Raw genomic sequence first — 22,739 nt, 5'->3', positions numbered from 1 at the left:
CCCCGCCCCCCCCCCCCGCGCCCGCCCCGCCCGCCGCGGCCCCCCCCCCCCGGGCGATTGGCGCCCCACCCCGGGGGGCGGGGGCGGCCCCGCGGCGGCCCCCCCCCCCACGACCCGCTCGCGCTACTTCCCGTCCGGGGTGCGCAGGCCGTGCCAGGCGTCGCGGACCTGCTGGTAGTGCACCTGCGGCTCGTAGCTCGACGTGCCGAGGCCGAGGCTCTTGTGGTCGAGCCGGCCGATGGTGGAGAGCAGCGTGTAGGAGGCGACGACGCGGTCGCGCTGCGCCAGGATCAGGCGCGAGCGGGCGAGCGTGAGGTCCTGCTGCGAGTTCAGCACCTCGAGCGTGGTGCGCTGGCCGGCCTGGGCCTCGCGCTGCACGCCCTCGAGCGCGAGGGTCGCGGCCCGCACCTCCGCCTCGGCGGCCGACAGCGCGACCTTGGCGCCCTCGTGCGTCACCCAGGCGGCGACCGCCGCCGTGTTGGTCTGGGTGCGCACCCGGTCGAGCACCATGCGGGCCTGGGTCATGACCTCCTTGGACTGGCGCACCTGCGCGGCCGCCTGGCCGCCGTCGTAGATCGGCACGTCGAGCCGGCCGACCAGGAAGGCCTGGTCGGTGCCCTTCGAGCCGAGCGTCGTGTCGGTGTTGCGGTCGCGCTGCAGCCCGGCCTGCGCCGTCAGGGTCGGATAGAGCGAGCCCTCGGCGATCTTGATGGCGTACTGGGCGACGTCGATGTCGTAGGTGGCGCCGGTCACGGCGGGATTGTCGCGGCGGGCGCGGGCGACGCTCTCGTCGCGGCTCCTCGGCAGCAGGCGGTCGATCGGCTCGGCATTGGCGAGGCGGCCGGGCGGCGTGCCGACCACCTGCTCGTAGGTCGCCTGGCTGATCGCGAGGCTGACCTCGGCGGCGTTGAGGTCGGCATTGCCGCGGGCGAGCCGGGCCTCGGCCTGGGCGACGTCGGTCGGCGTCACGTCGCCGGCGTCGAGCCGCTTGCGCGTGGTGCCGAGCGTCTCGCGCAGGAACGTCACGTTGACGCGCTGCGCCTCGACCAGCGACTGGTTGGCGACGACGTTCATGTAGGCCGTCACGGCGTCGAGCAGCACCGACTGCTCGACGCCGCGCAGCGCCTCGCGCCCGGACAGCACCTGCGCCTCGGCCTGACGGACCTGGTTGCCGGTGCGGAAGCCGTTGAACAGGACCTGGGTGATGGTGAGCTGCGCCGTGTAGCCGCGCAGCGTCGCCCGCTCGGTGTCGCCGCCCGGCAGCAGGTCGCGCAGCGCGATCAGGCTGGGGGAGAGCCCCGCCGCGATCTGCGGCCGATAGCCGGACAGCGCGATCGACACGTTCTCGTCGGTGCCGCGCTGGCGGGCCCGCTCGGCATTGAGCACCGGATTGGCCTGATAGGCGCGCACCAGCGCGCCCTGCAGGGTCTCGGCCAGCGCCGGCAGCGGCGCCGTCAGCACCAGCACGAGCGCCGTCGCGGTCAGCGCCCGATGGGAGCGCCGCCGGCGCGACGGCCGGTCCTCGGCGCCCGCGGCGCCCTGCCTCGTCGAAACCATCTGACCCCGTGCTCTCGTCCGACACCCCGGGCGGCGGGCCGTGCGTCTGTCGCCGTGCCGCGCGCGATCGCCGTCGCCCGTCCGGATGTTTACTACGGATTCACCGGCCGGTCGTCAGGGCGACGCCGCGTCGCGCCCGGATTCGTCCTCGGCGTGGCCGAAAAGACGCATTCAGGTCAGAGGCTTACACCTGGCTTACGCGCCCGAGTTGACACGTCGCCGCCGGCTCGGATGATCGCGACGCGCCCGCGCGGGGCGCGCGCCAGAGGCCGCCCTCACGTCGCCGCCTCGTCATCCGGGAACTGTCCTCACATGCGTCCGCAAGGCAATCTTCGCACGGCTGCCGAAGCCCTCGTCGATCAGCTCATCGTCAACGAGGTCCAGCACGTCTTCTGCGTGCCCGGCGAGAGCTATCTCGCGGTGCTCGACGCGTTCCACGATCGCGACATCGCCGTCACGGTGTGCCGGCAGGAGGGCGGCGCCGCCATGATGGCGGAGGCGGTCGGCAAGACGACGGGCCGGCCGGGCGTGTGCTTCGTCACCCGCGGGCCGGGTGCCACCAACGCCTCGCCGGGCGTGCACATCGCCCAGCAGGACTCGAGCCCGATGATCCTGTTCATCGGCCAGGTCGGACGCGACCAGAAGGAGCGCGAGGCGTTCCAGGAGGTCGACTACCGGGCGATGTTCGGCGGCATGGCCAAGTGGGTGGTCGAGATCAGCGATCCGGCCCGCATGCCGGAGCTGGTCTCGCGCGCCTTCTACGAGGCGACCTCGGGCCGGCCCGGCCCGGTGGTGGTGGCGCTGCCGCAGGACGTGCTGACCGAGCGCATCGAGACGCCGCCGGCGCCGCCGTTCCGGCCGGTCGACACCGCGGCCGGCGCCGCCGACATGGCGACGCTCAGCGACATGCTCGGCGCGGCGAAGCGGCCGATCCTGCTGCTCGGCGGCAGCCGCTGGTCGGAGGAGGGGTGCCGGGCGATCGCCGACTTCGCCACCCGCTTCGATCTGCCGGTCGCCACCACGTTCCGCCGCACCCATCTGTTCGACGCGCTGCATCCGTGCTTCGCCGGCGATCTCGGCATCGGCCCCAATCCGAAGCTGCTCGCCCGGGTGAAGGGGGCCGACCTGGTGATGCTGGTCGGCGGCCGGCTCGGCGAGATGCCGTCGCAGGGCTACACGCTGATCGACATTCCCGGGCCGCAGATGACCTTCGTGCACGTGCATCCGGGCGCCCAGGAGCTCGGCCGCGTCTACCGGCCGCACCTCGCCGTCAACGCGACGCCGACCGCCTTCGCGGCCGCCGCCGCGGCGCTGCCGCCGCCCGCGGCGATTCCGTGGGCCGGCGCCGCCGCCGCCGCCCATGCCGACTATCTCGCCTGGACCGAGACGCCGACCGAGGTCCCGGGCGGCGTCAATCTGGGCCACGTGATGGCGTGGCTGCGCGACAACATTCCGGCCGATTCGTTCGTCAGCAACGGCGCCGGCAACTATGCGGGCTGGATTCACCGCTTCTACCGGTTCCGCCGCTTCGCCACCCAGGTGGCGCCGATCTCCGGCTCGATGGGCTATTCGGTGCCGGCCGCCGTGGCGATGAAGCGCCTGCACCCGGACCGCACCGTCGTCTCGATCAACGGCGACGGCGATTTCCTGATGAACGGCCAGGAGTTCGCCACCGCCGTCCAGTACGGCCTGCCGGTGATCGTGGTGGTCTGCGACAACGGCATCTACGGCACCATCCGGATGCATCAGGAGCGCGAGTATCCGGGCCGCGTCTCGGCGACCGTGCTGCGCAACCCCGACTTCGCCGCCTATGCGCGGGCGTTCGGCGGCTTCGGCGCCACCGTCGAGACGACGGCGGCGTTCGCTCCGGCCTTCCGGGCCGCGCAGGCCTCCGGCCTGCCGGCGATCCTGCATCTCAAGATCGACCCGGAGGCCATCACGCCGACCGCGACGCTCGCCGGCATCCGCGAGACGGCGCTGGCCGCTCAGGGGGCCTGAGATCCGCGGCGGCGTCCCGGCGCCTGCGTGGTATGCCGGAGGCGGGACGCCGCCCGCGTGGTTTCGCTTGCGCGACGACGCCCGGCGCGGCAGGGTGTGAATCTCGACTCATCGCTTCTCGCGCGAGAACCCGCGGTCGAGCGGCCGACGCGCCGCCGGTGAGTCGCCGACACCCGTTTCAGATCGGTTCGAGAGTCGCCCGGAATCCGCCCATGCCCTACCGCCGCACCGAACGGGTCATCGAGCGCCTGGCCGCTCGCCGCGACGACATTCTCGCCTCCGCCCGGGCCGTCGCCGCCGCCCAGGGGCTCGCCGGCGTCCAGATCGTCCCGGTGGCCGAGCGGGCCGGCATCGCGGCCGGCACGGTCTATCGCTACTTTCCGGCCAAGGCCGACCTCGTCGCCGCCCTGCTCGAGCAGGTGAGCGGCCAGGAGGTCGCCGCCATGGTCAAGGCCGCCGCGGCGGCGCCCGGCCCGCTGTCCGGCCTCGCCGCCGCGGTGACGACCTTCGCGGGGCGGGCGCTGCGTCAGCGGCGCCTCGTCTTCGCCGTGCTGTCCGAGCCGGTGGAGCCCGACATCGAGCCGCAGCGGCGCGCCTGCCGGCGCGCCATCACCGACGTGATCGAGGGCTGCATCCGCACCGCCGTCGCCACCGGGCGGCTGCCCGAGCAGGACACCCGGATCGGCGCCGACGCCATCCTGGGCGCCCTGGTCGAGGCGCTGATCGGCCCGTCGGCGTCGATCGACGCCGACCCGGCCAAGCAGAAGGACGCCGTCCAGGCGATGGTGCTGCTGGTCCTGCGGGCGCTCGGCGTGGTCGACGCGCGCGCCCGCGGCCTCGTCGTGCAGGCCCCGTGGCCGGCCGAGGAGGCCGCCTGATCACGCCGGCGCGGGACCGCCGCGGCCGGTTTGCTGCAGATCAAGGTTGCGCTTGCCTAAGATCAAGGACGGTGGTGTCCGGGCAATCCAGTATGCCCACGGTGCCGGCCGCTCGATGCCGCGCCGCGGAGACGACGATGCGCGATTTCGACAGATTCGACCGGTTCTCGGCCAATATCGGCGAGATGATGGAGCGGCTCGGCATCGAGTGCGACGACGAGGTCGACAGCTATTTCGGGCGCGCGCTGGGCAGCGTCATCCGCTCCTGCCAGGCCTGCCGCTCCGCCGAGCTGTGCAGCGACTGGCTCGCCCGCGCACCCGTCGCGGTGAGCCGCGCCCCGGCCTTCTGCCCCTATGCCGAGCGGCTCGACGGCCTCGCCCTCGACCAGGCGGTCCTGCCGCCGCGCCGCCACACGGTGCACTGAGGGAGCCCGCAGCGAGCCCCTGCCGTGCCCGGCCTCGCGCCGGGCATTCTCTCGGAACCGGAGCGGTCGCGGCCTGTCATCCTCTCCCCGCCGGGGAGAGGTGACAGCACGTCTTCCGCCGAGCCGCCGAAAGGCTCAGTGCGCCATCAGCACCGGCACCGTCATCGAGGCGAGGATGCCGCGGGTGGCGCCGCCGAGGACGAACTCGCGCAGCCGCGAATGGCCGTAGCCGCCCATCACGATGAGGTCGGCCGAGACGTCGGCCGCGTAGGACAGGATGGTGTTCGGCACGTCGACGTCCTCGGCGACGATGCGCTTGACGTCGACCTTGATGCCGTGGCGCGCCAGATGGTGGCCGACATCGGCGCCCGGGACCTCGTCGCTCTTCGAGCGGCCGGTCGCCACGATCACCACGTCGACCTGCCTGGCGCGGGTCAGGAACGGCATCGCGTCGCCCATGGCGCGCGCCGCCGTCCGGCTGCCGTCCCAGCACATCAGCACCCGGTCGAGCGCGAGGCCCTGCTTCTGGATGTAGGGCACCATCACGACCGGCCGGCCGGACTCGAACAGGGCGCCTTCGGCGAACAGGTCGGCGGGCGACATGCGGTCGGGCTCGCGCTGGCCGACGACGACGAGGTCGAACCGCCGCGCGATGCGGCCGAACATGTCGGTGGCGCCGCCGAGCGTCGCCTCGATGATGCGGTGGCCGGCCTGGATGCCGGCGAGCTGCGCGGCCCGCTCGAACCGCTCGATCGCCGCCTGCGCCATGGTGCGGCTCTCGTCGCGCTGGGCGTCGATCCACTCGGCCGAGACCCCGTCCATGATGCTCGGCGAGATCACCGGATCGTAGACGAACACCACGCCGGTGACGTGCGCCCCGAAGATCCGGGCGATCGAGATCGCGAAGGCGGCGGCCGGATCGTGGTCGCCGACCAGGGCGAGGTTCACGACGATGTCCTTGATCATGTTTCACTCCCGTGACGCGCGGCCGGACGGGGCCGGCCCGGCGTCCTCTCGTTGCAGGGGTCGATGCTAGAAGGCGGACGGTGGTGGGTGTTGACGGGCGTCAAAGCCTAAGGCGGCGCGCCCGATCCATCAATCGGCGGCCGCATCGGCCCGCCGGCTCGGGCCGGGACGCGGCACCCGCCGCGGCGGCCGCGGGGCGGCCGACCCATCCCCTCGGCAGCGCGGGGGCGGCGGGGGCGGGCGGCCCGGCCGTGCGGCCGGACCGCCGGGTCGCTGGCGCGACCTACTTCAGGGTCTTGAGATAGGCGATCACCGCCTTGACGTCGTCCGGGTTCTTCAGGCCCGCGAAGACCATCTTGTTGCCGGGAATCGTGCCCTTGGGGTCGGCCAGGTACTTGGTGAGGAACGGCTCGTCCACGGTCTGCTGGGCGAACTTCAGGTGCGCCTCGGAGTACTTGAAGCCCGGGGCCTGGCCGAGCTTGTGGCCGAAGATGCCGAACAGCGACGGACCGACGCCGTTCTTGCCGGCCTCCACCTTGTGGCACGCCTTGCACTGATTGAAAGCCTTGGGGGCCTCCTGGGCCATGGCGGTCGAGGCCGTCGTGGCGCCGAGGAGGAACACGGCGAGCGCGGTAGCTGCAATCTGTGACGTCAACGTCGAGGCTCCTTATCGAGTGGTGTTGGAACAGGGTTGGTCGACGCCGCCCCGCCCAGGCCTCGCGGGCCTGGTGGCGGGACGGCCGGGGGATCGCCGCCACGACCAATACCATATTGCCGGTGCTATCCGAGAGCCCCCGATTGGCTGTATCGTGGCCGTCAACGAGAACAATGATCGTCGGGAGGATCGGCCGATGTCGGTGGGAATGCCCGCCCTCGATCAGGGCGTGCTGGCGCGGCGCGACGAGATCGTCGCCGCCTTGCGGCGCATCGTCCCCGGCGAGGGCGTCATCGCGACCGAGCGCGAGATGCGGCCCTACGAGTCGGACGGGCTGACCGCCTATCGCCAGCTTCCGCTGGTGGTCGTGCTGCCGGGCACCACGGCCCAGGTCTCGCAGGTGCTGCGCTGGTGCTTCGAGAACGGCGTCAAGGTGGTGCCGCGCGGCGCCGGGACCTCGCTGTCGGGCGGCGCGCTGCCGCTCGGCGACGGCGTGCTGCTCGGCATGGGCAAGTTCAACAAGGTGCGCCGGATCGACTTCGCCGACCGCGTCGCCGTGGTCGAGCCGGGGGTCACCAACCTGGCCATCACCCGGGCCGTGGAGCACGCCGGCTTCTACTACGCGCCCGACCCGTCCTCGCAGATCGCCTGCACGATCGGCGGCAACATCGCCGAGAACTCGGGCGGCGTGCACTGCCTCAAATACGGGCTGACCACCAACAACGTGCTCGGCTGCGAGCTGGTGCTGATCACCGGCGATGTGGTGCGGCTCGGCGGTGGCCATCTCGACGCCGGCGGCTACGATCTCCTGGGCGTGGTGACGGGCTCGGAGGGGCTGCTCGGCGTCGTCACCGAGGTGACGGTGCGGATCCTGCAGAAGCCGGAGACGGCCCGGGCGCTGCTGCTCGGCTTCGAGACGCCCGAGGCGGCCGGCGACTGCGTGGGAAAGATCATCGCGGCCGGCATCATCCCGGGCGGCATGGAGATGATGGACCGGCTCGCCACCGCGGCCGTCGAGGAATTCGTCCATGCCGGCTATCCGCTCGACGTCGAGGCGATCCTGATCGTCGAGCTCGACGGGCCGCGGGCCGAGTGCGACCACCTGGTCGAGACCGTGTCGGCGATCGCCCGCGACTGCGGCGCCGTCACGGTGCGGGTCTCCGCCTCGGAGGAGGAACGTCTGCTGTTCTGGGCCGGCCGCAAGGCGGCGTTCCCGGCGGTCGGACGCATCTCGCCCGACTACTACTGCATGGACGGCACCATCCCGCGCGCCAGGCTCCCTTACGTGCTGCAGCGCACCCGCGAGCTGTCGGAGCAGTACGGGCTGCGCTGCGCCAACGTGTTCCACGCCGGCGACGGCAACCTGCACCCGCTGATCCTCTACGACGCCAACGACGCCGACCAGCTCGCCCGCGCCGAGGCGTTCGGGGCCGACATCCTGCGGCTCTGCGTCGAGGTCGGCGGCGTGCTGACCGGCGAGCACGGCGTCGGGGTCGAGAAGCGCGACCTGATGCCGAGCATGTTCTCGCAGATCGATCTCGCCCATCAGCAGCGGCTCAAATGCGCCTTCGACCAGAAGGGCCTGCTCAATCCCGGCAAGGTCTTCCCGGTGCTGAGCACCTGCGCCGAGCTCGGCCGCATGCACGTCTCCGCCGGCCGGCTGCCGTTTCCCGACATTCCGAGGTTCTGATGCGTTCGAGCTGTTGCGAGACGACGCGGCGCTCTTCGACTCTCTCCCGCGGGGGGAGAGGGAAGACGAGAAGCGGTTCGCCATGACCGCCCCCCTGGTTCCCCGCGATGCCGCCGAGGTCGAGGAGGCCGTGCGCTGGGCGCTCGGCGCCGGCAAGACGCTGGAGGTGACGGGCCGCGGCTCGAAGCGCACGCTCGGCCGTCCGGCCCAGACCGACGCCACCCTCGACCTCTCGGCGCTCGCCGGCGTCACGCTCTACGAGCCCAGGGAGCTCGTCCTCTCGGCGCGCGCCGCCACGCCGATCGCCGCCATCGCGGCCCTGGTGGCGGAGAACGGCCAGGAGCTCGCCTTCGAGCCGATGGATTGTTCGGCGCTGCTCGGCGGCCCGGCCCGCGAGGGGACGCTGGGCGGGGTGCTGGCGACCAATCTCTCCGGCCCGCGGCGGATCAAGGCGGGCGCGGCGCGCGACCACTTCCTCGGCTTCTCGGCCGTGTCGGGCCGCGGCGAGACCTTCAAGGCGGGCGGCCGGGTGGTGAAGAACGTCACCGGCTACGACCTGTCGAAGCTGATGGCCGGCTCCTTCGGCACGCTGGCGGCGATGACCGAGGTGACGATCAAGACCCTGCCGCGGGCCGAGACCGAGGCGAGCGTGCTGCTGCTCGGGCTCGCGCCCGAAGCGGCCGTCCCGGCCATGGCGGCCGCCATGGGCTCGCCCTTCGAGGTGTCGGGGGCCGCCCACCTGCCGGCCGGCGTCGCCGCCCGTACGGGCGTCCCCGGGCTGCCGGACGGCAAGGCGGTGACGGCCCTGCGGCTGGAGGGCGTCGGACCGTCGGTGGCCCACCGCCGCGACGGACTTCTGGGACTTCTCGCCCCGCACGGGACCCGCGAATGCCTCGCGGTCGAGGCCTCGCGACAGCTGTGGGGAGCGATCCGGGACGTGACGCCGTTCGCGACGCGCGGGGAACCCGACGCCGACCGGCCGGTCTGGCGCATCTCGACGGCACCGTCGCGCGGCGCCGAGCTCGCCGCCATGATCGCCGGCGCGGACGAGGCGGAGGTGCTGCTCGACTGGGCCGGCGGCCTGGTCTGGGCCGCGGTGGCGCCGTCTGCGGACGCCGGCGCCGCGACGGTGCGGGCCGCGACGGCGCACTGCGGCGGCCACGCCACCCTGATCCGGGCGAGCGCCGCGGTGCGGGCCGCCGTGGACGTGTTCGAGCCGCAACGCGGCCCGCTCGCGGTGCTGACCCGGCGGGTCAAGGAGAGCTTCGATCCACGGGGCGTGCTCTGCCCCGGGCGGATGTGGGTGGGGGTGTGATGGACACTAAAGCAATCGCTGATCTTGTGAGCGCCCTTGCAAGCCTAGCATGGCCGGTGCTGGCTTTTCTGGTCATTCTGAAAATCTTTCCGCTTGCAGTGGGGTTATTCAAGAGGGAAAGGGTTCGGATAAAAATCGGCGATATGGAACTGTCTGCTGAGCAGGCAGGCGAGGCGTTCACCTCTCAAATAAAAGATCTTCAGGCTAAATTGGTCCAGATCGAAGACCGTCTGGGGATGAGCGGCGGTTCCCGAGAGGCTGAACGCTTCTCGGAGATCGAAACACTTCCGACTCGCCGACGAATATTGTGGGTTGACGATATTCCTACGAATAACGCGATATCAATCGATAAACTGAAGGGCGATGGCTACGATGTGATCGTCGCGCGGTCGACACGAGAGGCTATCGAGCAAATTGACTCGAGTTCGGGCTTCGATTTGATCATTTCTGATATGGGGCGACACGAAAGCGGTCGTTATGTGCCGAACGCCGGTATAATATTCGCACGGGAAATTCGCCAGCGTGCCTTGAATTTGCCGATTATAATTTTCTCCTCACAGGTCTCGATCCAAAAGTACCAGCAAGATGCGCGCGAGGCGGGCGTTACCGCCATGACCACATCGGTTGTGGATCTATACCTTTTTATCCAACGGTCCCTATCTGCGGCCGGAAAGGCGTCATGAGGACCGAGTTCTCCCTGGCCCAGCTGGCCGATCCCGCCATCGCCGAGGCCGACCGGATCCTGCGCGCCTGCGTGCATTGCGGCTTCTGCACGGCGACTTGCCCGACCTATGTGCTGCTCGGCGACGAGCTCGATTCGCCGCGCGGCCGCATCTACCTGATCAAGGACATGCTGGAGGCGGACCGGCCGGCTGGGCCCGAGGAGGCCAAGCACATCGACCGCTGCCTCTCGTGCCTGTCCTGCATGACCACCTGCCCGTCGGGGGTGCACTACATGCATCTCGTCGACCACGCCCGTGCCCATATCGCCGAGACCTACAGGCGGCCCTGGCACGACCGGCTGCTGCGCACGCTGCTCGCCCGCACCATCCCGAACCCGCGCCTGTTCCGCCTGGCGAGCGCCGCCGCGGCGCTCGGCAAGCCGCTGGCGCCGCTCCTCGCGCGCGCCGGGTTCTCGCGAATGGCCGCGATGCTGCGCCTCGCTCCGGCCGGGCTGCTGCCGGCCCCGACGCCGTCGGGCCGGGTGTTTCCCGCCGAAGGGCCGCGGCGCGGCCGGGTCGGCCTCCTGTCGGGCTGCGTCCAGCGGGTGCTGTCGCCCGACATCAACGCCGCCGCCATCCGGGTGCTGACGCGGCACGGCTTCGAGGTGGTGCTGCCGAAGGGCGAGGGCTGCTGCGGCTCGGTCACCCACCACATGGGGGACGAGGACCACGCGCTCGCCGCGGCGCGCGCCAACGTGACCGCCTTCTCGGCGGAGCTCGACGGCGCGGGACTCGACGCCGTCGTCTCCACGGCATCCGGCTGCGGCACCACGATGAAGGACTACGGCTTCATGCTGCGCACCGACCCCGCCTTCGCCGACCGGGCGGCGCGGTTCTCGGCCAAGGTGCGCGACGTCTCCGAGGTGCTGGCCGGCCTCGAGACGCTGCGGCCCGTGCCGGTGCCGGCCCTGACGGTCGCCTACCAGGCGCCGTGCTCGCTGCAGCACGGGCAGAAGGTGGTGCGGCAGCCCAAGGAGGTGCTGGCGCGCCTCGGCTTCACGGTGCGGGACGTGCCCGAGGGGCATCTGTGCTGCGGCTCGGCCGGCACCTACAACATCCTCCAGCCGGAGCTGTCGGACCGGCTGCGCGACCGCAAGATCGCGCATCTCGAGGGGCTCGCGCCCGACGTGATCGCGGCCGGCAATGTCGGCTGCATCAACCAGCTCGCCAGCGCGACCGCGGTGCCCGTCGTGCATCCGGTCGAGCTCGTCGACTGGGCCACGGGCGGGCCGCCGCCGGCCGCGCTCGCCCGCGCCGCATCCGCCGTCGCGCCGGCCGCGACGACCGCCGCACGAGCGTCGTGAGCGTCGCGCCGCGCCGCCGCCGGCGCGGCCGCGTCTCGTCTGGAGCGGTTCGAAAGCGGCAGTGCCGCGCCGATGCGACGCCGGTCATGCGCGGAAACCGCACGAAATGCTTTGCAAGCGGAGCGTCGTCGTGAAAGATGACGCGCGCGCAGTCGTTCGCTCACGACCGCACCGGTCATGAAAGGCCGGCCGCGAGTTGGCGAATCGGTTGCGCGAGCGCAAGATCGTGAATATCGAGAAGACCACGCCCGATGCGATCGTCGCCGACATGCTCGGCTCCTCCAGCGGATCGCCGCGGGCTTCGCAATCCCGGTCGCGCATGCCGATCGAGCACCTCGGTCGGACGACCGGGGGATCAGCGCAGATGGCCATGGAGCATCGCGGAATGGTCGAATCCGGTGTGCCCGACAGGAGCGCCGTGATGTCGTCCGCGTCCCCGCACGGTTCTTCTCGTCGTCCGATGATCCAGGCCATGCCGTAACGTCGAGCCCAGCCGAGATCGGGAGCACCATCATGGCGAAGACAGCGAAGAAGTCCGCCGCGAAGCCGAAGGCCAAGAAGCCGGCCAAGGCCGCCGCCAAGGCGCCGACGGCCAAGAAGGCCGCGGTGAAGAAGGCCGCGGTGAAGAAGGCGCCTGCCGCACGCAAGCCCGCCGCCAAGACGGCGACCGCGAAGAAGACCGCGGCCAAGAAGCCGGCGGCCAAAACGACCGCCACCAAGAAGGCGGCGACCAAGAAGACCGCGACCAGCAAGGCCACGACCAGCAAGACCACGGCGCGCAAGCCGGCCGCGACGAGCGCCCGCAAGCCGGCCGCCGCCAAGAAGACGACGGCGCGCAAGCCCGCCGCCAAGAAGACCACGGTGCGCAAGAGCACGGTCGGCAAGCCGTCCGCCGCGAAGCCCGCCCGCAAGGCCGCGGCGCCGCGCAAGCGCGTGACGGCTCCGGCTCCGGCTCCGGCGCCCGCGCCGGTCGCTCCGCCGGTCGCCGAGGCGGCGCCGCCCGCGGCCGTCAAACCGGCGCCGAAACCGCGCCGTATCGTCCGTCGTCCGGCGTCCCCGCCGGCCGCTGCCGCGCCGGCGCCCGTCGCCGCGGCGACGCCGGAGGACGTGAGCGTTTCCCCGCCGCCCGCCGCCGCCGTCGCGGCCGGCGAGATCGAGCAACCGAGTCCGTAAGACAGTAGGCCAACGAAGAGGTCCCATGGCCAAGGCATCCCGGAATCCGAAGAAGAACACGGGCGCGAAGGGCGCCAAGAAGGCGAAGGGCGCGGCGGCTGCCGAGCCGAAGACGCCGAAGACAGCCGCCAAGGCGGCCACGGCCGGGAGCCGTGCCGGCAAGACCAGCAAGCCGGCCGCGCGCCCTGCCGAGCGCGCGGCGGCCAGGCCGGCGAAGCCGGTCAAGGCCAAGACGCCGGCGAAGCCCGCAAAGGCGGCGAAGCCGGCCAGAGCCAAGGCCGCGGCCAAGCCGGCGAAGGCCAAGGCGCCGGCGAGCAGGCCGGCCGCGAAGCCGGCGCGCAAGGGCGCCGTGAAGGCCTCCGCCCCGAAGGCGAAGGCGGCCGGCAGGCCGGCCGCCAAGGCGCCGGCCCGCAGGGCTCCGGCCGCCAAGGTCGCCCCCAGGTCGGCCCCGAAGTCCGCGTCGAAGCCGCTGGCGAAGCCCGCCGCGAAGCCGGCCTCCCGACCGGCCCCGAAGGCGGCGGCGAAGCCGGCCGCCAAGCCGGCGGCGAAGCCGGCGAAGGCGCCGGCCGCCAGGACGCCCGCGGCCGGCAAGGCCCCGGCCAAGAGTCCGGCCAAGGCTCCGGCCAAGACCCAGACGCCCGCCGCCGAGGCGCCGGCGATGTCGACCATCGACCTCGCGCGCGAGCGCGCCGCCGGCCGTGTGAAGCGTGCCGTGCGCCGCGTGGTGGCGACCGTCGCGGACGTCGCGGCCTCCGCCCTCAAGCCGGCGCCGCGTCCGGCCTCGGCGCTGCGTCCGGCCGAGAAGAAGCCGCGGGCCGAGCGGCCGCGGGCGCGCGGAGGCGCGGTTCCGGGCGTGGTGATCAAGGGCCGCATGGGACCGCGCTATCCGGAGATCCTGTCGCCCGGGGCGCTCGCCTTCCTGGCCGAGCTGCATCGCCGCTTCGACGGCCGTCGCCGCGAGCTCCTGGCCGCCCGCGCCGAGCGGCAGGCCCGCTTCGACGCCGGCGAGCTGCCCGACTTCCTGCCCGAGACGGCCGAGATCCGCGCCGGCGACTGGACGGTCGGCCCGATCCCGGCCGACCTGCAGAACCGCCGCGTCGAGATCACGGGCCCGGTCGACCGCAAGATGATCGTCAATGCCCTCAACTCGGGCGCGACGCATTTCATGGCCGACTTCGAGGACGCCAACTCGCCGACCTGGTCCAACAACATCGAGGGCCAGCTCAACCTGCGCGACCGCTGGGACGGCAAGATCGACTTCACCGACGAGACCTCGGGGAAGCGCTACGCGATCGGCGAGAACCCGGCCGTGCTGATCATCCGGCCGCGCGGCTGGCACCTCCTGGAGGAGCACCTGACGGTCGACGGCGAGCCGATCTCCGGGTCGCTGTTCGACTTCGGCCTGTACTTCTTCCACAACGCCAAGGCGCTGCTCGCCAAGGGCTCGGGCCCGTACTTCTACATCCCCAAGCTCGAGTCGCATCTCGAGGCGCGGCTGTGGAACGACGTGTTCGTCTTCGCCCAGGAGAAGCTCGGCATCCCGACCGGCTCGATCAAGGCGACCGTGCTGATCGAGACCCTGCCGGCCGGCTTCGAGATGGACGAGATCCTCTACGAGCTGCGCGACCACGCCGCCGGCCTCAATGCCGGGCGCTGGGACTACATCTTCTCCTTCATCAAGAAGCTGGCGAAGCGGCCCGACTACGTGCTGCCGGACCGCGGCCAGGTGGTGATGGGGAAGGCGTTCCTGGGCGCCTATGCGCTTCTGCTGATCAAGACCTGCCACCGCCGCGGCGCCTTCGCGATGGGCGGCATGGCGGCGCAGATCCCGATCAAGAACGACCCGGCGGCCAACGAGGCGGCCTTCGCCAAGGTGCGGGCCGACAAGGAGCGCGAGGTCGGCGACGGCCACGACGGCACCTGGGTCGCCCATCCGGACCTGGTGTCGGTCGCCAAGGAGGTGTTCGACCGGCTGATGCCGCAGCCCAACCAGGTCGACCGCCAGCGCGACGACGTCGAGGTCGGCCAGGCCGATCTGCTGCGCATCCACGAGGGCACCAAGACCGAGGAGGGCTTCCGCCTGAACATCCGGGTCGGCGTGCAGTACATCGAGGCGTGGCTGCGCGGCCGCGGCGCGGTGCCGATCTACAACCTGATGGAGGACGCGGCGACGGCCGAGATCTCCCGGGCGCAGATCTGGCAGTGGCTCCAGTACGGCGCCGTGCTGGAGAACGGCATCACGGTGACGCCGGAGTTCTTCGACAAGGCGTTGGCCGAGGAGATGGAGCGGGTCAAGCAGGAGCTCGGGGCCGAGGCCTACGAGGCGGGCCGCTTCCCCGAGGCCATCGACCTGTTCCGCAGCCTGTCGCTGGCGCCTCAGTTCGAGGACTTCCTCACCGTGCCGGCCTACAAGCTGATCGCCTGACCGCCGCGCCGGTCCGGCCTGTCGGAAAGGGTCGCCCTCGCGGGCGGCCCTTTTTCGATTCGGCGGCGGGTCGGGCGGGACGCGGCACGGCCGCAATTTCGCCGTCCCGCGATGGGGCCGCGACGAGCGACCCATCTGACGGGACTAGGGAAATGACCCGGTCGGGCGGGCCACACGGCCACATTGTGACCAAAATGCAACGCGCCACGCGAACCTATCAGGGTTGCCTATTTAAGCGGCAATTGCTGCGCGATTTACCTTGCGATGCGTGTATCCCGTGTGAGTTTATAAAACACGATCTGTACCCGTCTGGGGAACGACGGGGCAGCGAGTGGGGGTTCAGGCGAGCGCAGCAGCCCGGTGCGGCTCGCAAGGGGGAAGGGGGCTCAGATGAAGAAGATCGCTCTGGCTACGGTCGCCATCACCTGTCTGGCCGGCTCGGCGTTCGCCGCCGACATGGCCGTGAAGGCGCCGCCGATCGTCGCGCCGGTCGTCACCAATCCGTGGGATCTGGCGTTCGGCGCCGGCATCTACTCCGACTACAATTTCCGCGGCATCTCGCAGTCGGACCGCGGTCCGTCGGTGAACGCCTATTTCGAGCCGCGCTACAACGTGAACTCGAACCTGCAGCTCTACGCGGGCATCGGCGGCTGGAGCATCAACTTCGCCAACAACGCGGACGCCGAGATCGACATCTACGGCGGCATCCGGCCGACCTTCGGCGCCCTCGCGCTCGATTTCGGCGTCTGGTACTACTACTATCCGGGCGGCCAGTGCTTCAACACGCCGATCGACACGGCCGGGCTCGCCACCGGGTGCACGGCGCCGCTGCAGAACGGCAACGTCATCAAGAAGGACCTGAGCTTCCTCGAGTACTACGCGAAGGCCACCTACACGTTCAGCCCGAACGTCGCGGTCGGCGCCGCGTTCTACTACGACGACAACTGGCTCAACTTCGGCTTCGACGCCCAGTACCTGTCGGGCAACATCAAGCTGACCGCCCCGTCGAACTGGCTGCCGACCGGCTTCGGCATGTACGTGTCGGGCGAGGTCGGCCACTACTGGCTCGGCACCACCGACTCGTTCTACGGCAACGGCTTCTTCCCGCTCGGCGTCGCGCTGCCCGACTACACCACCTGGAACGTCGGCATCGGCCTGACCTGGAAGGTGTTCACGGTCGACCTGCGCTACTACGACACCGACCTCTCCGAGGGCGACTGCAACGCCATCACGGGCGACCACACCGCCACGTTCGATCCGTCCGCCTACAGCCTGATCAACACCGGCAGCCTCGCCTCCAAGTGGTGCGGCCAGGCCTACGTGATCTCGCTCAAGGCCGACCTGACGCTCGACAGCTTGAAGTAAGAACCTCCTCCATCGAATGCCTCTCGGGGCGGCGCCATCGGCGCCGCCCCTTTTTCATGGAGGGCCGTGCGGGTCCGTGCGGCGGTGCGGACCGCCGCCGGAGGTCCGTCCGAGCTACTGGGCCGGCGTCAGGGTGCGCTCGCGCACCGCGTGGCCGTCGCCCTCGCGCTCCAGCACCAGATGGCGGTCGTGCAGGGCGTCCAGCGTCGAGCGGTGGCCGATCGAGATCAGCGCGGTGCCGGGCAGCCGCTCGCGCAGCAGACGATAGAGGGCCGCCTCCGACGGCTCGTCGAGCGAGGCGGTCGCCTCGTCCAGGAGCAGATAGTCGGGGGCGTGCAGGATGGCGCGGGCGATGGCGACGCGCTGCTGCTCGCCGAGCGACAGCATGCGGCCCCAGTGGGCCTCCTCGTCTAGCCGCGGCACCAGCCCGGGCAGGCCGACGGCGCCCAGCACCTCGGCCACGGTGTCGCGTGGAAACGCGTCCGGCAGGCCCGGATAGCTGACCGCGGCGGCGAGCGGGCCGACCGGCAGATAGGGCCGCTGGGGCAGCACCATCACGCTCTTGCCCTCCGGCACCGCGACGGTGCCGTCGCCGAACGGCCAGATCCCGGCGAGCGCCCGGAACAGGGTCGACTTGCCCGAGCCCGACGGGCCGTTCACCAGCACGCGCTCGCCGGCCGGCAGGCCGAGCGCGTCCGCCCTCACCAGCGCCCGGCCGTCGGGCAGCCGAACCGCGAGCGAGCCGGCGGCGATCCGGTCCGCCTCCGCCCGCGGCGTCACCGCGATGGTGGCCGGTCCCGCGGCCACGGCGCGGCCGGCCGCGATCGACCGGTCGAAGCCGTCGAGGCGGTCGACCACCGCCTTCCATTCGGCGATCGTGCGGTAGGAGGTGACGAAGAAGGAGAGCGCCGTCTGCACGTTGGCGAAGGCGTCGGCCGCCTGCATCAGGGCGCCCAGATTGATGACGCTGGCGAAATAGGCCGGCGACATCACCACGAAGGGGAACACGGTCGAGGCCTGGCGATAGCCGGCCGTGAAGAAGGTGAGCTTCTTCTGCCGGATCATGATCGCGTACCAGTTGCTCATCACGGCCGCGAAGCGGTCGAGCAGGCGGGCCTTCTCGGCGGGCTCGCCGGCCAGCAGGGCGATCTGCTCGCCGTTCTCGCGCACCCGCACCAGATGGAAGCGGAAGTCGGCCTCGTAGCGCTGCTGCTGGAAGTTCAGCGGGATCAGCGGACGGCCGATCAGATGGGTGAGCGCCGTGCCGGCGATCGCGTAGAGGAGCGCGGCCCAGACCAGATAGCCGGGGATGCTCCAGACCGTGCCGCCGATCTGCAGCGGCGCCTGCGCCGACAGGTTCCACAGGATGGCGACGAAGGAGACCAGGGTGACGACCGAGCTGAGCAGGCCGAGCCCGATCGACAGGCCGCGGTCGATGAACAGGTTGATGTCGTCGGCGATGCGCTGGTCGGGATTGTCGGCGGCGTCGCCGAGCAGCTGCATGCGGTAGTGGTTGGCGTCCTCCAGCCAGTGGGAGAGATAGCGGTCGGTCATCCAGCGCCGCCAGCGGATCTGCAGCCACTGGTTCAGGTAGAGCTGATAGACGGCGAGCACGATGAAGGCCGCGGCCAGCGCGCAGAAGAACACCAGCTCGGACACGAAGCTCGTCCAGTCGCGCTCCTGCAGGGCGTTGTAGAAGCGGGCGTTCCACTGGTTGATCATCACCGTGATGGCGACGATGGCGAGCTCGATGGCGATCACGGCGGCCAGGAGGGCACGGCCGGCCCAGCGGTCCTCCGAGCGGAAATAGGGTGCGGCGAGGCGCCACACGACGGCGAGGGCGGCGATCAGGCGGGACACGGGACGGCTCCGGTGGGGGCGGGCGCGCGCCGGCACGGCGCCCGCGGGACGGGCGCCTGCATCGGCGCCAAAGCAGGCGTTTTCACGTCCCGGCGGGCACCCGGCCGGCCGCCGGGGCGCCGGTCGACGGTCCGGAATTGCACCTAAAGTTCGACGGGTTCGCCCTTGAGGTTGCGCCGGGAACCGGCCACACTGCCGCGCAACCGACGGCCCCGCGTCCACGGATCCGCCTGTCGGACAACGAGCGGTCCACGCTCCAAGACGGCCCGAAACGAGGCCGCCGTTCCAAGATCCCAGGAGGAAACGAAGTCATGTCCCGTCAGGATTCCCGCCATTCTCCCCCCGCTTCCGCCTCGGCGTCGTCGGCGAAAGCCGCGACGCGGCGAAAATTCCTGCTGACCGCCGGCGCGGCCGGCGCCGCCGCCACGGTCGCCGCCCCGGCGGTCGCCCAGTCGACCGGCCCGGTCTCGATGCGCTGGCAGAGCACGTGGCCGTCGAAGGACATCTTCCACGAATACGCCCTCGACTTCGCCAAGAAGGTCAACGACATGACCGGTGGCGACCTGAAGATCGAGGTGCTGCCGGCGGGCGCCGTGGTGCCCGCCTTCGGCCTGCTCGAGGCGGTGTCGAAGGGCACCCTCGACGGCGGTCACGGCGTCATGGTCTATCACTACGGCAAGCAGACCGCGCTCGCCCTGTGGGGCTCCGGCCCGGGCTACGGCATGGACGCCAACATGCTGCTCGCCTGGCACAAGTACGGCGGCGGCAAGGAACTGCTCGCCAAGCTCTACGACTCGATCGGCGCCAGCGTTGTGTCGTTCCCCTACGGCCCGATGCCGACCCAGCCGCTCGGCTGGTTCAAGAAGCCGGTCGCCAAGGTCGACGACATGAAGGGCCTCAAGTTCCGCACCGTCGGCATCTCGATCGACGTGTTCCAGGGGCTCGGCATGGCCGTCAACGCGCTGCCCGGCGGCGAGATCGTCTCGGCCATGGACCGCGGCCTGCTCGACGCCGCCGAGTTCAACAACGCCTCCTCGGACCGGGTGCTCGGCTTCCCCGACGTCTCCAAGGTCTGCATGCTGCAGAGCTATCACCAGAACGCCGAGCAGTTCGAGGTGCTGTTCAACAAGGGCCGGTACGAGGCGCTGCCGGAGAAGATGCGGGCCATCATCGCCAACGCGGTCGAGGCCGCGTCGGCCGACATGTCGTGGAAGGCGATCGACCGCTACTCCAAGGACTATGTCGAGATGCAGCAGAAGGACAAGGTCCGCTTCTACAAGACCCCCGACGCCGTGCTGAAGCGGCAGCTCGAGGTCTACGACGACGTGGTGAAGAAGAAGGCCGCCGAGAACCCGATGTTCAAGGAGATTCTCGAGTCGCAGCGCCAGTTCGCCCAGCGCGCCACGCAGTGGGAGAACGACACGGTGGTGAACCGCCGCATGGCGTTCGACCATTACTTCGGCGCCTCCGGCGTGGCGAAGCAGCCGACCTGACGGATGCCGCGCCGGAGCGGCCTCCGTCCGCGGAGGCCGCTCCGCGCGGGTGACCGGCCGGTGCCGGCCCCGGCGCCGGCCAGACGACGTACCGTCCGCGGCGCGCCGGACGGTTCACGCCCCCGATCGCCCCGCGCCGAGCGGTCCCGCCCATGTCGATGCAAGCGTCCACCCGGGCCATCCGGCGCGCCAAGCCGGTCCAGCGCGTCCTCTACATCGCCGACCTGATCAGCACGCTGGTCGGCAAGACCGCGGCCTGGCTGATCATCGTCCTGATGACCGTGGTGGTGGTCGAGGTGGGCAAGCGCTACCTCCTCAACGCGCCCACCGCCTGGATCTTCGATCTCAACAACATGCTGTACGGCACCGTGTTCATGCTGTGCGGCGCCTACACGCTGGCGCAGAACTCGCACGTGCGCGGCGACTTCATCTACGGCTCGCTGAAGCCGCGCACCCAGGCGACGCTCGACCTGATCCTCTACGTGCTGTTCTTCCTGCCCGGCATCGCCGCGCTGGTCTATGCCGGCTGGCACTACGCGCAGGACTCCTGGCGCATCCTCGAGCACTCCAACGTCACGGCCGACGGGCCGCCCGTCTATCCGTTCAAGACCGTCATCCCGATCGCCGGCGCGCTGGTGCTGATGCAGGGCTTCGCCGAGATGCTGCGCTGCGTCGTCTGCCTGAAGAGCGGCGCGTGGCCGCCACGGCTGAAGGACGTCAGCGAGCTCGACGTCGTCGAGGAGCAGCTCGAGCACAGCGAATACGTGGACGAGGAGGTCCGGAAGTCGGCGATCGCCCGGGCCCACAAGATCGACGAGACCGCGCGCCAGCGCGGCATGGGGGGAGACGTGAACACATGAGTGATCCGGCCCTCGGGCTCCTGATGCTCGGGCTCATCGTGGTCGCCATCATGATGGGCTTCCCCACCGCCTTCACCCTGATGGGGCTCGGCATCTTCTTCGGCTTCTACGCCTTCTGGGATCCGACCCAGTTCTGGTGGGACAACCGGGTGTTCGACCTGATGGTCCAGCGCACCTACGGCGCCATGACCAACGACGTGCTGATCTCCATCCCGCTCTTCGTGCTGATGGGCTACGTGATGGAGCGCGGCGCCCTGGTCGACAAGATGTTCTACAGCGTGCAGCTGTCGTTCAGCCGGCTGCCGGCCTCGCTCGCGGTCGCCACCCTGATCGTCTGCGCCTTCTGGGGGCTGGCCTCCGGCCTCGTCGGCGCCGTCGTGGTGCTGATGGGCGTCATCGCCTTCGGCCCCATGCTGCGCGCCGGCTACGACGTCAAGCTCGCCGCCGGCGTCATCACGGCGGGCGGCACGCTCGGCATCCTGATCCCGCCGTCGGTGATGATCATCGTCTACGCGGCGGTCGCCGGGCAGTCGGTGGTGAAGCTCTACGCCGCCGCGATGTTTCCGGGCTTCTTCCTGGCGACCCTCTACATCGCCTACATCGTCGGCCGGGCCATCATCCAGCCGTCGCTGGCGCCGCCGCTGCCGCCGGACCAGACCCGCGTGCCGGTGCCGGCCTGGGTCGACCGGCTGCGGAGCGTCTACTCCTCCAACATGCTGAAGACCTTCGTCTCGGCCCTGGTCTCGCCGGCCCGCGCCCGCGCCGTGAAGACGGAGGACGGGCGGCCGATCGGCTACGGCACGCTGGTCGCCAACTTCCTGATCGCCCTGGTGCCGCTCGCGCTGTGCGCGGCCGTGATGGGGCTCGTCTGGTGGTACGTCGTCATCCATCGCGCCCCCGCCGAGGAGATCGAGTCGCTCGGCCTGCAGCCGCTCGGCGGCGCCGCGCCGGTGGAGGCCGAGGCGGCGTCCGGCCCGGCCACCGGCTTCTACGTCACCTACGCCGTGATCGCCGTGCTGCTCGCCCTGATGCTGGTCCGCTACTACTGGCGCATGGGCGCGGAGCGCTTCTCGCTGCTCAAGCTGCTCGCCTCGTCGGTGCTGCCGATCGCCGTGCTCAGCATCTCGGTGCTGCTGGTGATCCTGCTCGGCATCACCACGGCGACCGAGTCGGCCGCGGTCGGCTCGGCCGGCGCCTTTCTCCTGGCGCTGCTCGCGCGAACGCTCGACTGGAAGCGCACCAAGGAGGCGGTGTTCCTCACCGCCAAGACGACCGCCATGGTGTGCTGGCTGTTCGTCGGCTCGGCGCTGTTCTCGGCCGTGTTCGCGGTGCTGGGCGGTCAGGCGCTGCTGGAGCGGTGGGTGCTGTCGCTCGACCTCACGCCCACCCAGTTCATGATCCTGTCGCAGGCCATCATCTTCGTGCTCGGCTGGCCGCTGGAATGGACCGAGATCATCATCATCTTCGTGCCGATCTTCCTGCCGCTGCTCAAGCACTTCGGCATCGACCCGATCCTGTGGGGCGTGCTCGTCTTCGTGAACCTGCAGGCCGCCTTCCTGTCGCCGCCGGTCGCCATGTCGGCCTTCTACCTCAAGGGCGTCGCGCCGCCGCACGTCACCATCAACCAGATCTTCGCCGGCATGATGCCCTACATGGGCGTGGTGATCCTGTGCATGGTGATCATGTACATCTGGCCCGAGATCGTGCTTTGGCTTCCGACCTGGCTGTACGGGAGCTGACGGGACGAGGACGCCTGCTTCACCCTCTCCTGGAGGGGGAGGGTCGGGACGCGGAGCCTCCGACTCTCTCGTTTCACCTCTCCCCAGCGGGGAGAGGTCGACGCGCGAAGCGCGTCGAGGTGATCTTTGGACCGGTCCTGCTCGGCGTCATAACGCCCGGCGACGACCGGCTGAAGCGGCCGAAGCGCTGTGGACTTGTGGACGACGCAGCGCGTCGCCCACAGAGCCCACAGCCCCCACAATCGCAGCAATAGCAGACCTGAACGAAACGGGAATTGTGTCACCCATGTCCCAGGTCAGATCTGTAACCCATG

General features: G+C 70.7%; 18 protein-coding genes. 14 read left to right on the top strand and 4 right to left on the bottom strand.

Features of this window, described 5'->3' with window-relative positions:
• Positions 1–123: 123 nt before the first annotated feature.
• A complete protein-coding gene (locus J2S22_RS20910; protein ID WP_272780403.1) occupies positions 124–1,557 on the bottom strand; it encodes a TolC family outer membrane protein in 1,434 nt (477 codons plus the stop codon).
• 312 nt (positions 1,558–1,869) lie between these two features.
• Here J2S22_RS20910 and J2S22_RS20905 point away from each other — a divergent pair, with 312 nt between their 5' ends.
• The 3 genes from J2S22_RS20905 (at position 1,870) to J2S22_RS20895 (ending at position 4,858) form a co-directional block, all read left to right on the top strand.
• Complete coding sequence (locus tag J2S22_RS20905) at positions 1,870–3,555, top strand: thiamine pyrophosphate-binding protein (protein ID WP_272780404.1); 1,686 nt, start codon at positions 1,870–1,872, stop codon at positions 3,553–3,555.
• A 212-nt stretch (positions 3,556–3,767) separates the two neighbouring features.
• On the top strand, positions 3,768–4,433 hold the full coding sequence (locus J2S22_RS20900; protein WP_272780405.1) for a TetR/AcrR family transcriptional regulator: 666 nt from the start codon (positions 3,768–3,770) through the stop codon (positions 4,431–4,433).
• Positions 4,434–4,570: 137 nt separating this feature from the next.
• Positions 4,571–4,858: a DUF6455 family protein gene (locus J2S22_RS20895; protein ID WP_272780406.1), complete on the top strand. Its 288-nt coding sequence runs from the start codon at positions 4,571–4,573 to the stop codon at positions 4,856–4,858.
• Between the two features lie 135 nt (positions 4,859–4,993).
• Here the strand turns inward: J2S22_RS20895 and J2S22_RS20890 are convergent, their stop codons facing one another.
• Positions 4,994–5,824 (bottom strand): universal stress protein, encoded by an 831-nt coding sequence (locus J2S22_RS20890; RefSeq protein ID WP_272780407.1) that lies wholly within the window; start codon positions 5,822–5,824, stop codon positions 4,994–4,996.
• A 283-nt stretch (positions 5,825–6,107) separates the two neighbouring features.
• Positions 6,108–6,479, bottom strand: coding sequence for a c-type cytochrome (locus J2S22_RS20885; protein ID WP_272780408.1), 372 nt, complete (start codon positions 6,477–6,479; stop codon positions 6,108–6,110).
• Positions 6,480–6,675: 196 nt separating this feature from the next.
• Here J2S22_RS20885 and J2S22_RS20880 point away from each other — a divergent pair, with 196 nt between their 5' ends.
• The 8 genes from J2S22_RS20880 (at position 6,676) to J2S22_RS20845 (ending at position 16,473) form a co-directional block, all read left to right on the top strand.
• Positions 6,676–8,169 (top strand): FAD-linked oxidase C-terminal domain-containing protein, encoded by a 1,494-nt coding sequence (locus J2S22_RS20880; RefSeq protein ID WP_272780409.1) that lies wholly within the window; start codon positions 6,676–6,678, stop codon positions 8,167–8,169.
• 82 nt (positions 8,170–8,251) lie between these two features.
• Positions 8,252–9,484 (top strand): FAD-binding protein, encoded by a 1,233-nt coding sequence (locus tag J2S22_RS20875; protein WP_272780410.1) that lies wholly within the window; start codon positions 8,252–8,254, stop codon positions 9,482–9,484.
• A complete protein-coding gene (locus J2S22_RS20870) occupies positions 9,484–10,167 on the top strand; it encodes a response regulator (RefSeq protein ID WP_272780411.1) in 684 nt (227 codons plus the stop codon). Before J2S22_RS20875 ends, J2S22_RS20870 begins: the two co-directional genes overlap by 1 nt.
• Positions 10,164–11,510 (top strand): glycolate oxidase subunit GlcF, encoded by a 1,347-nt coding sequence (gene glcF / locus J2S22_RS20865; RefSeq protein WP_272780412.1) that lies wholly within the window; start codon positions 10,164–10,166, stop codon positions 11,508–11,510. The genes J2S22_RS20870 and glcF overlap by 4 nt, the downstream gene beginning before the upstream one ends.
• A gap of 208 nt (positions 11,511–11,718) precedes the next feature.
• Entirely contained in the window at positions 11,719–11,991 is a 273-nt protein-coding gene (locus J2S22_RS20860; RefSeq protein WP_272780413.1) for a hypothetical protein, read from the top strand.
• A 32-nt stretch (positions 11,992–12,023) separates the two neighbouring features.
• Positions 12,024–12,683 carry a hypothetical protein gene (locus J2S22_RS20855; RefSeq protein WP_272780414.1) on the top strand — a complete coding sequence of 220 codons (660 nt, stop codon included), beginning with the start codon at positions 12,024–12,026 and terminating at the stop codon, positions 12,681–12,683.
• 25 nt (positions 12,684–12,708) lie between these two features.
• On the top strand, positions 12,709–15,108 hold the full coding sequence (gene aceB / locus J2S22_RS20850; protein ID WP_272780415.1) for a malate synthase A: 2,400 nt from the start codon (positions 12,709–12,711) through the stop codon (positions 15,106–15,108).
• 390 nt (positions 15,109–15,498) lie between these two features.
• Positions 15,499–16,473 carry a TorF family putative porin gene (locus J2S22_RS20845; RefSeq protein ID WP_272780416.1) on the top strand — a complete coding sequence of 325 codons (975 nt, stop codon included), beginning with the start codon at positions 15,499–15,501 and terminating at the stop codon, positions 16,471–16,473.
• A 114-nt stretch (positions 16,474–16,587) separates the two neighbouring features.
• Here the strand turns inward: J2S22_RS20845 and J2S22_RS20840 are convergent, their stop codons facing one another.
• A complete protein-coding gene (locus J2S22_RS20840; protein ID WP_272780417.1) occupies positions 16,588–18,333 on the bottom strand; it encodes an ABC transporter ATP-binding protein/permease in 1,746 nt (581 codons plus the stop codon).
• Positions 18,334–18,644: 311 nt separating this feature from the next.
• Between J2S22_RS20840 and J2S22_RS20835 the strand changes: the two genes are divergently transcribed.
• From J2S22_RS20835 to J2S22_RS20825, 3 genes are all read left to right on the top strand, one after another.
• On the top strand, positions 18,645–19,826 hold the full coding sequence (locus J2S22_RS20835; protein ID WP_272780418.1) for a TRAP transporter substrate-binding protein: 1,182 nt from the start codon (positions 18,645–18,647) through the stop codon (positions 19,824–19,826).
• Positions 19,827–19,984: 158 nt separating this feature from the next.
• Entirely contained in the window at positions 19,985–20,686 is a 702-nt protein-coding gene (locus tag J2S22_RS20830; RefSeq protein ID WP_370878229.1) for a TRAP transporter small permease subunit, read from the top strand.
• Positions 20,683–22,425: a TRAP transporter large permease gene (locus J2S22_RS20825; protein WP_272780420.1), complete on the top strand. Its 1,743-nt coding sequence runs from the start codon at positions 20,683–20,685 to the stop codon at positions 22,423–22,425. Before J2S22_RS20830 ends, J2S22_RS20825 begins: the two co-directional genes overlap by 4 nt.
• Positions 22,426–22,739: the final 314 nt, after the last annotated feature.

Source organism: Rhodoplanes tepidamans, from assembly GCF_030813915.1.
In the GTDB taxonomy this organism is placed as follows: Bacteria; Pseudomonadota; Alphaproteobacteria; order Rhizobiales; family Xanthobacteraceae; genus Rhodoplanes; species Rhodoplanes tepidamans.
This window is presented reverse-complemented; position numbering and strand designations above follow the sequence as displayed.

Bases quoted from the DNA above. Each gene is read 5' to 3' on its own strand.
- J2S22_RS20910 (WP_272780403.1), bottom strand. From the start codon at position 1,557: ATGGTTTCGACGAGGCAGGGCGCCGCGGGCGCCGAGGACCGGCCGTCG.
- glcF (WP_272780412.1), top strand. From the start codon at position 10,164: ATGAGGACCGAGTTCTCCCTGGCCCAGCTGGCCGATCCCGCCATCGCC.
- J2S22_RS20895 (WP_272780406.1), top strand. From the start codon at position 4,571: ATGCGCGATTTCGACAGATTCGACCGGTTCTCGGCCAATATCGGCGAG.
- J2S22_RS20835 (WP_272780418.1), top strand. From the start codon at position 18,645: ATGTCCCGTCAGGATTCCCGCCATTCTCCCCCCGCTTCCGCCTCGGCG.
- J2S22_RS20845 (WP_272780416.1), top strand. From the start codon at position 15,499: ATGAAGAAGATCGCTCTGGCTACGGTCGCCATCACCTGTCTGGCCGGC.
- J2S22_RS20870 (WP_272780411.1), top strand. From the start codon at position 9,484: ATGGACACTAAAGCAATCGCTGATCTTGTGAGCGCCCTTGCAAGCCTA.
- J2S22_RS20890 (WP_272780407.1), bottom strand. From the start codon at position 5,824: ATGATCAAGGACATCGTCGTGAACCTCGCCCTGGTCGGCGACCACGAT.
- aceB (WP_272780415.1), top strand. From the start codon at position 12,709: ATGGCCAAGGCATCCCGGAATCCGAAGAAGAACACGGGCGCGAAGGGC.
- J2S22_RS20830 (WP_370878229.1), top strand. From the start codon at position 19,985: ATGCAAGCGTCCACCCGGGCCATCCGGCGCGCCAAGCCGGTCCAGCGC.
- J2S22_RS20855 (WP_272780414.1), top strand. From the start codon at position 12,024: ATGGCGAAGACAGCGAAGAAGTCCGCCGCGAAGCCGAAGGCCAAGAAG.
- J2S22_RS20880 (WP_272780409.1), top strand. From the start codon at position 6,676: ATGTCGGTGGGAATGCCCGCCCTCGATCAGGGCGTGCTGGCGCGGCGC.
- J2S22_RS20875 (WP_272780410.1), top strand. From the start codon at position 8,252: ATGACCGCCCCCCTGGTTCCCCGCGATGCCGCCGAGGTCGAGGAGGCC.
- J2S22_RS20825 (WP_272780420.1), top strand. From the start codon at position 20,683: ATGAGTGATCCGGCCCTCGGGCTCCTGATGCTCGGGCTCATCGTGGTC.
- J2S22_RS20905 (WP_272780404.1), top strand. From the start codon at position 1,870: ATGCGTCCGCAAGGCAATCTTCGCACGGCTGCCGAAGCCCTCGTCGAT.
- J2S22_RS20900 (WP_272780405.1), top strand. From the start codon at position 3,768: ATGCCCTACCGCCGCACCGAACGGGTCATCGAGCGCCTGGCCGCTCGC.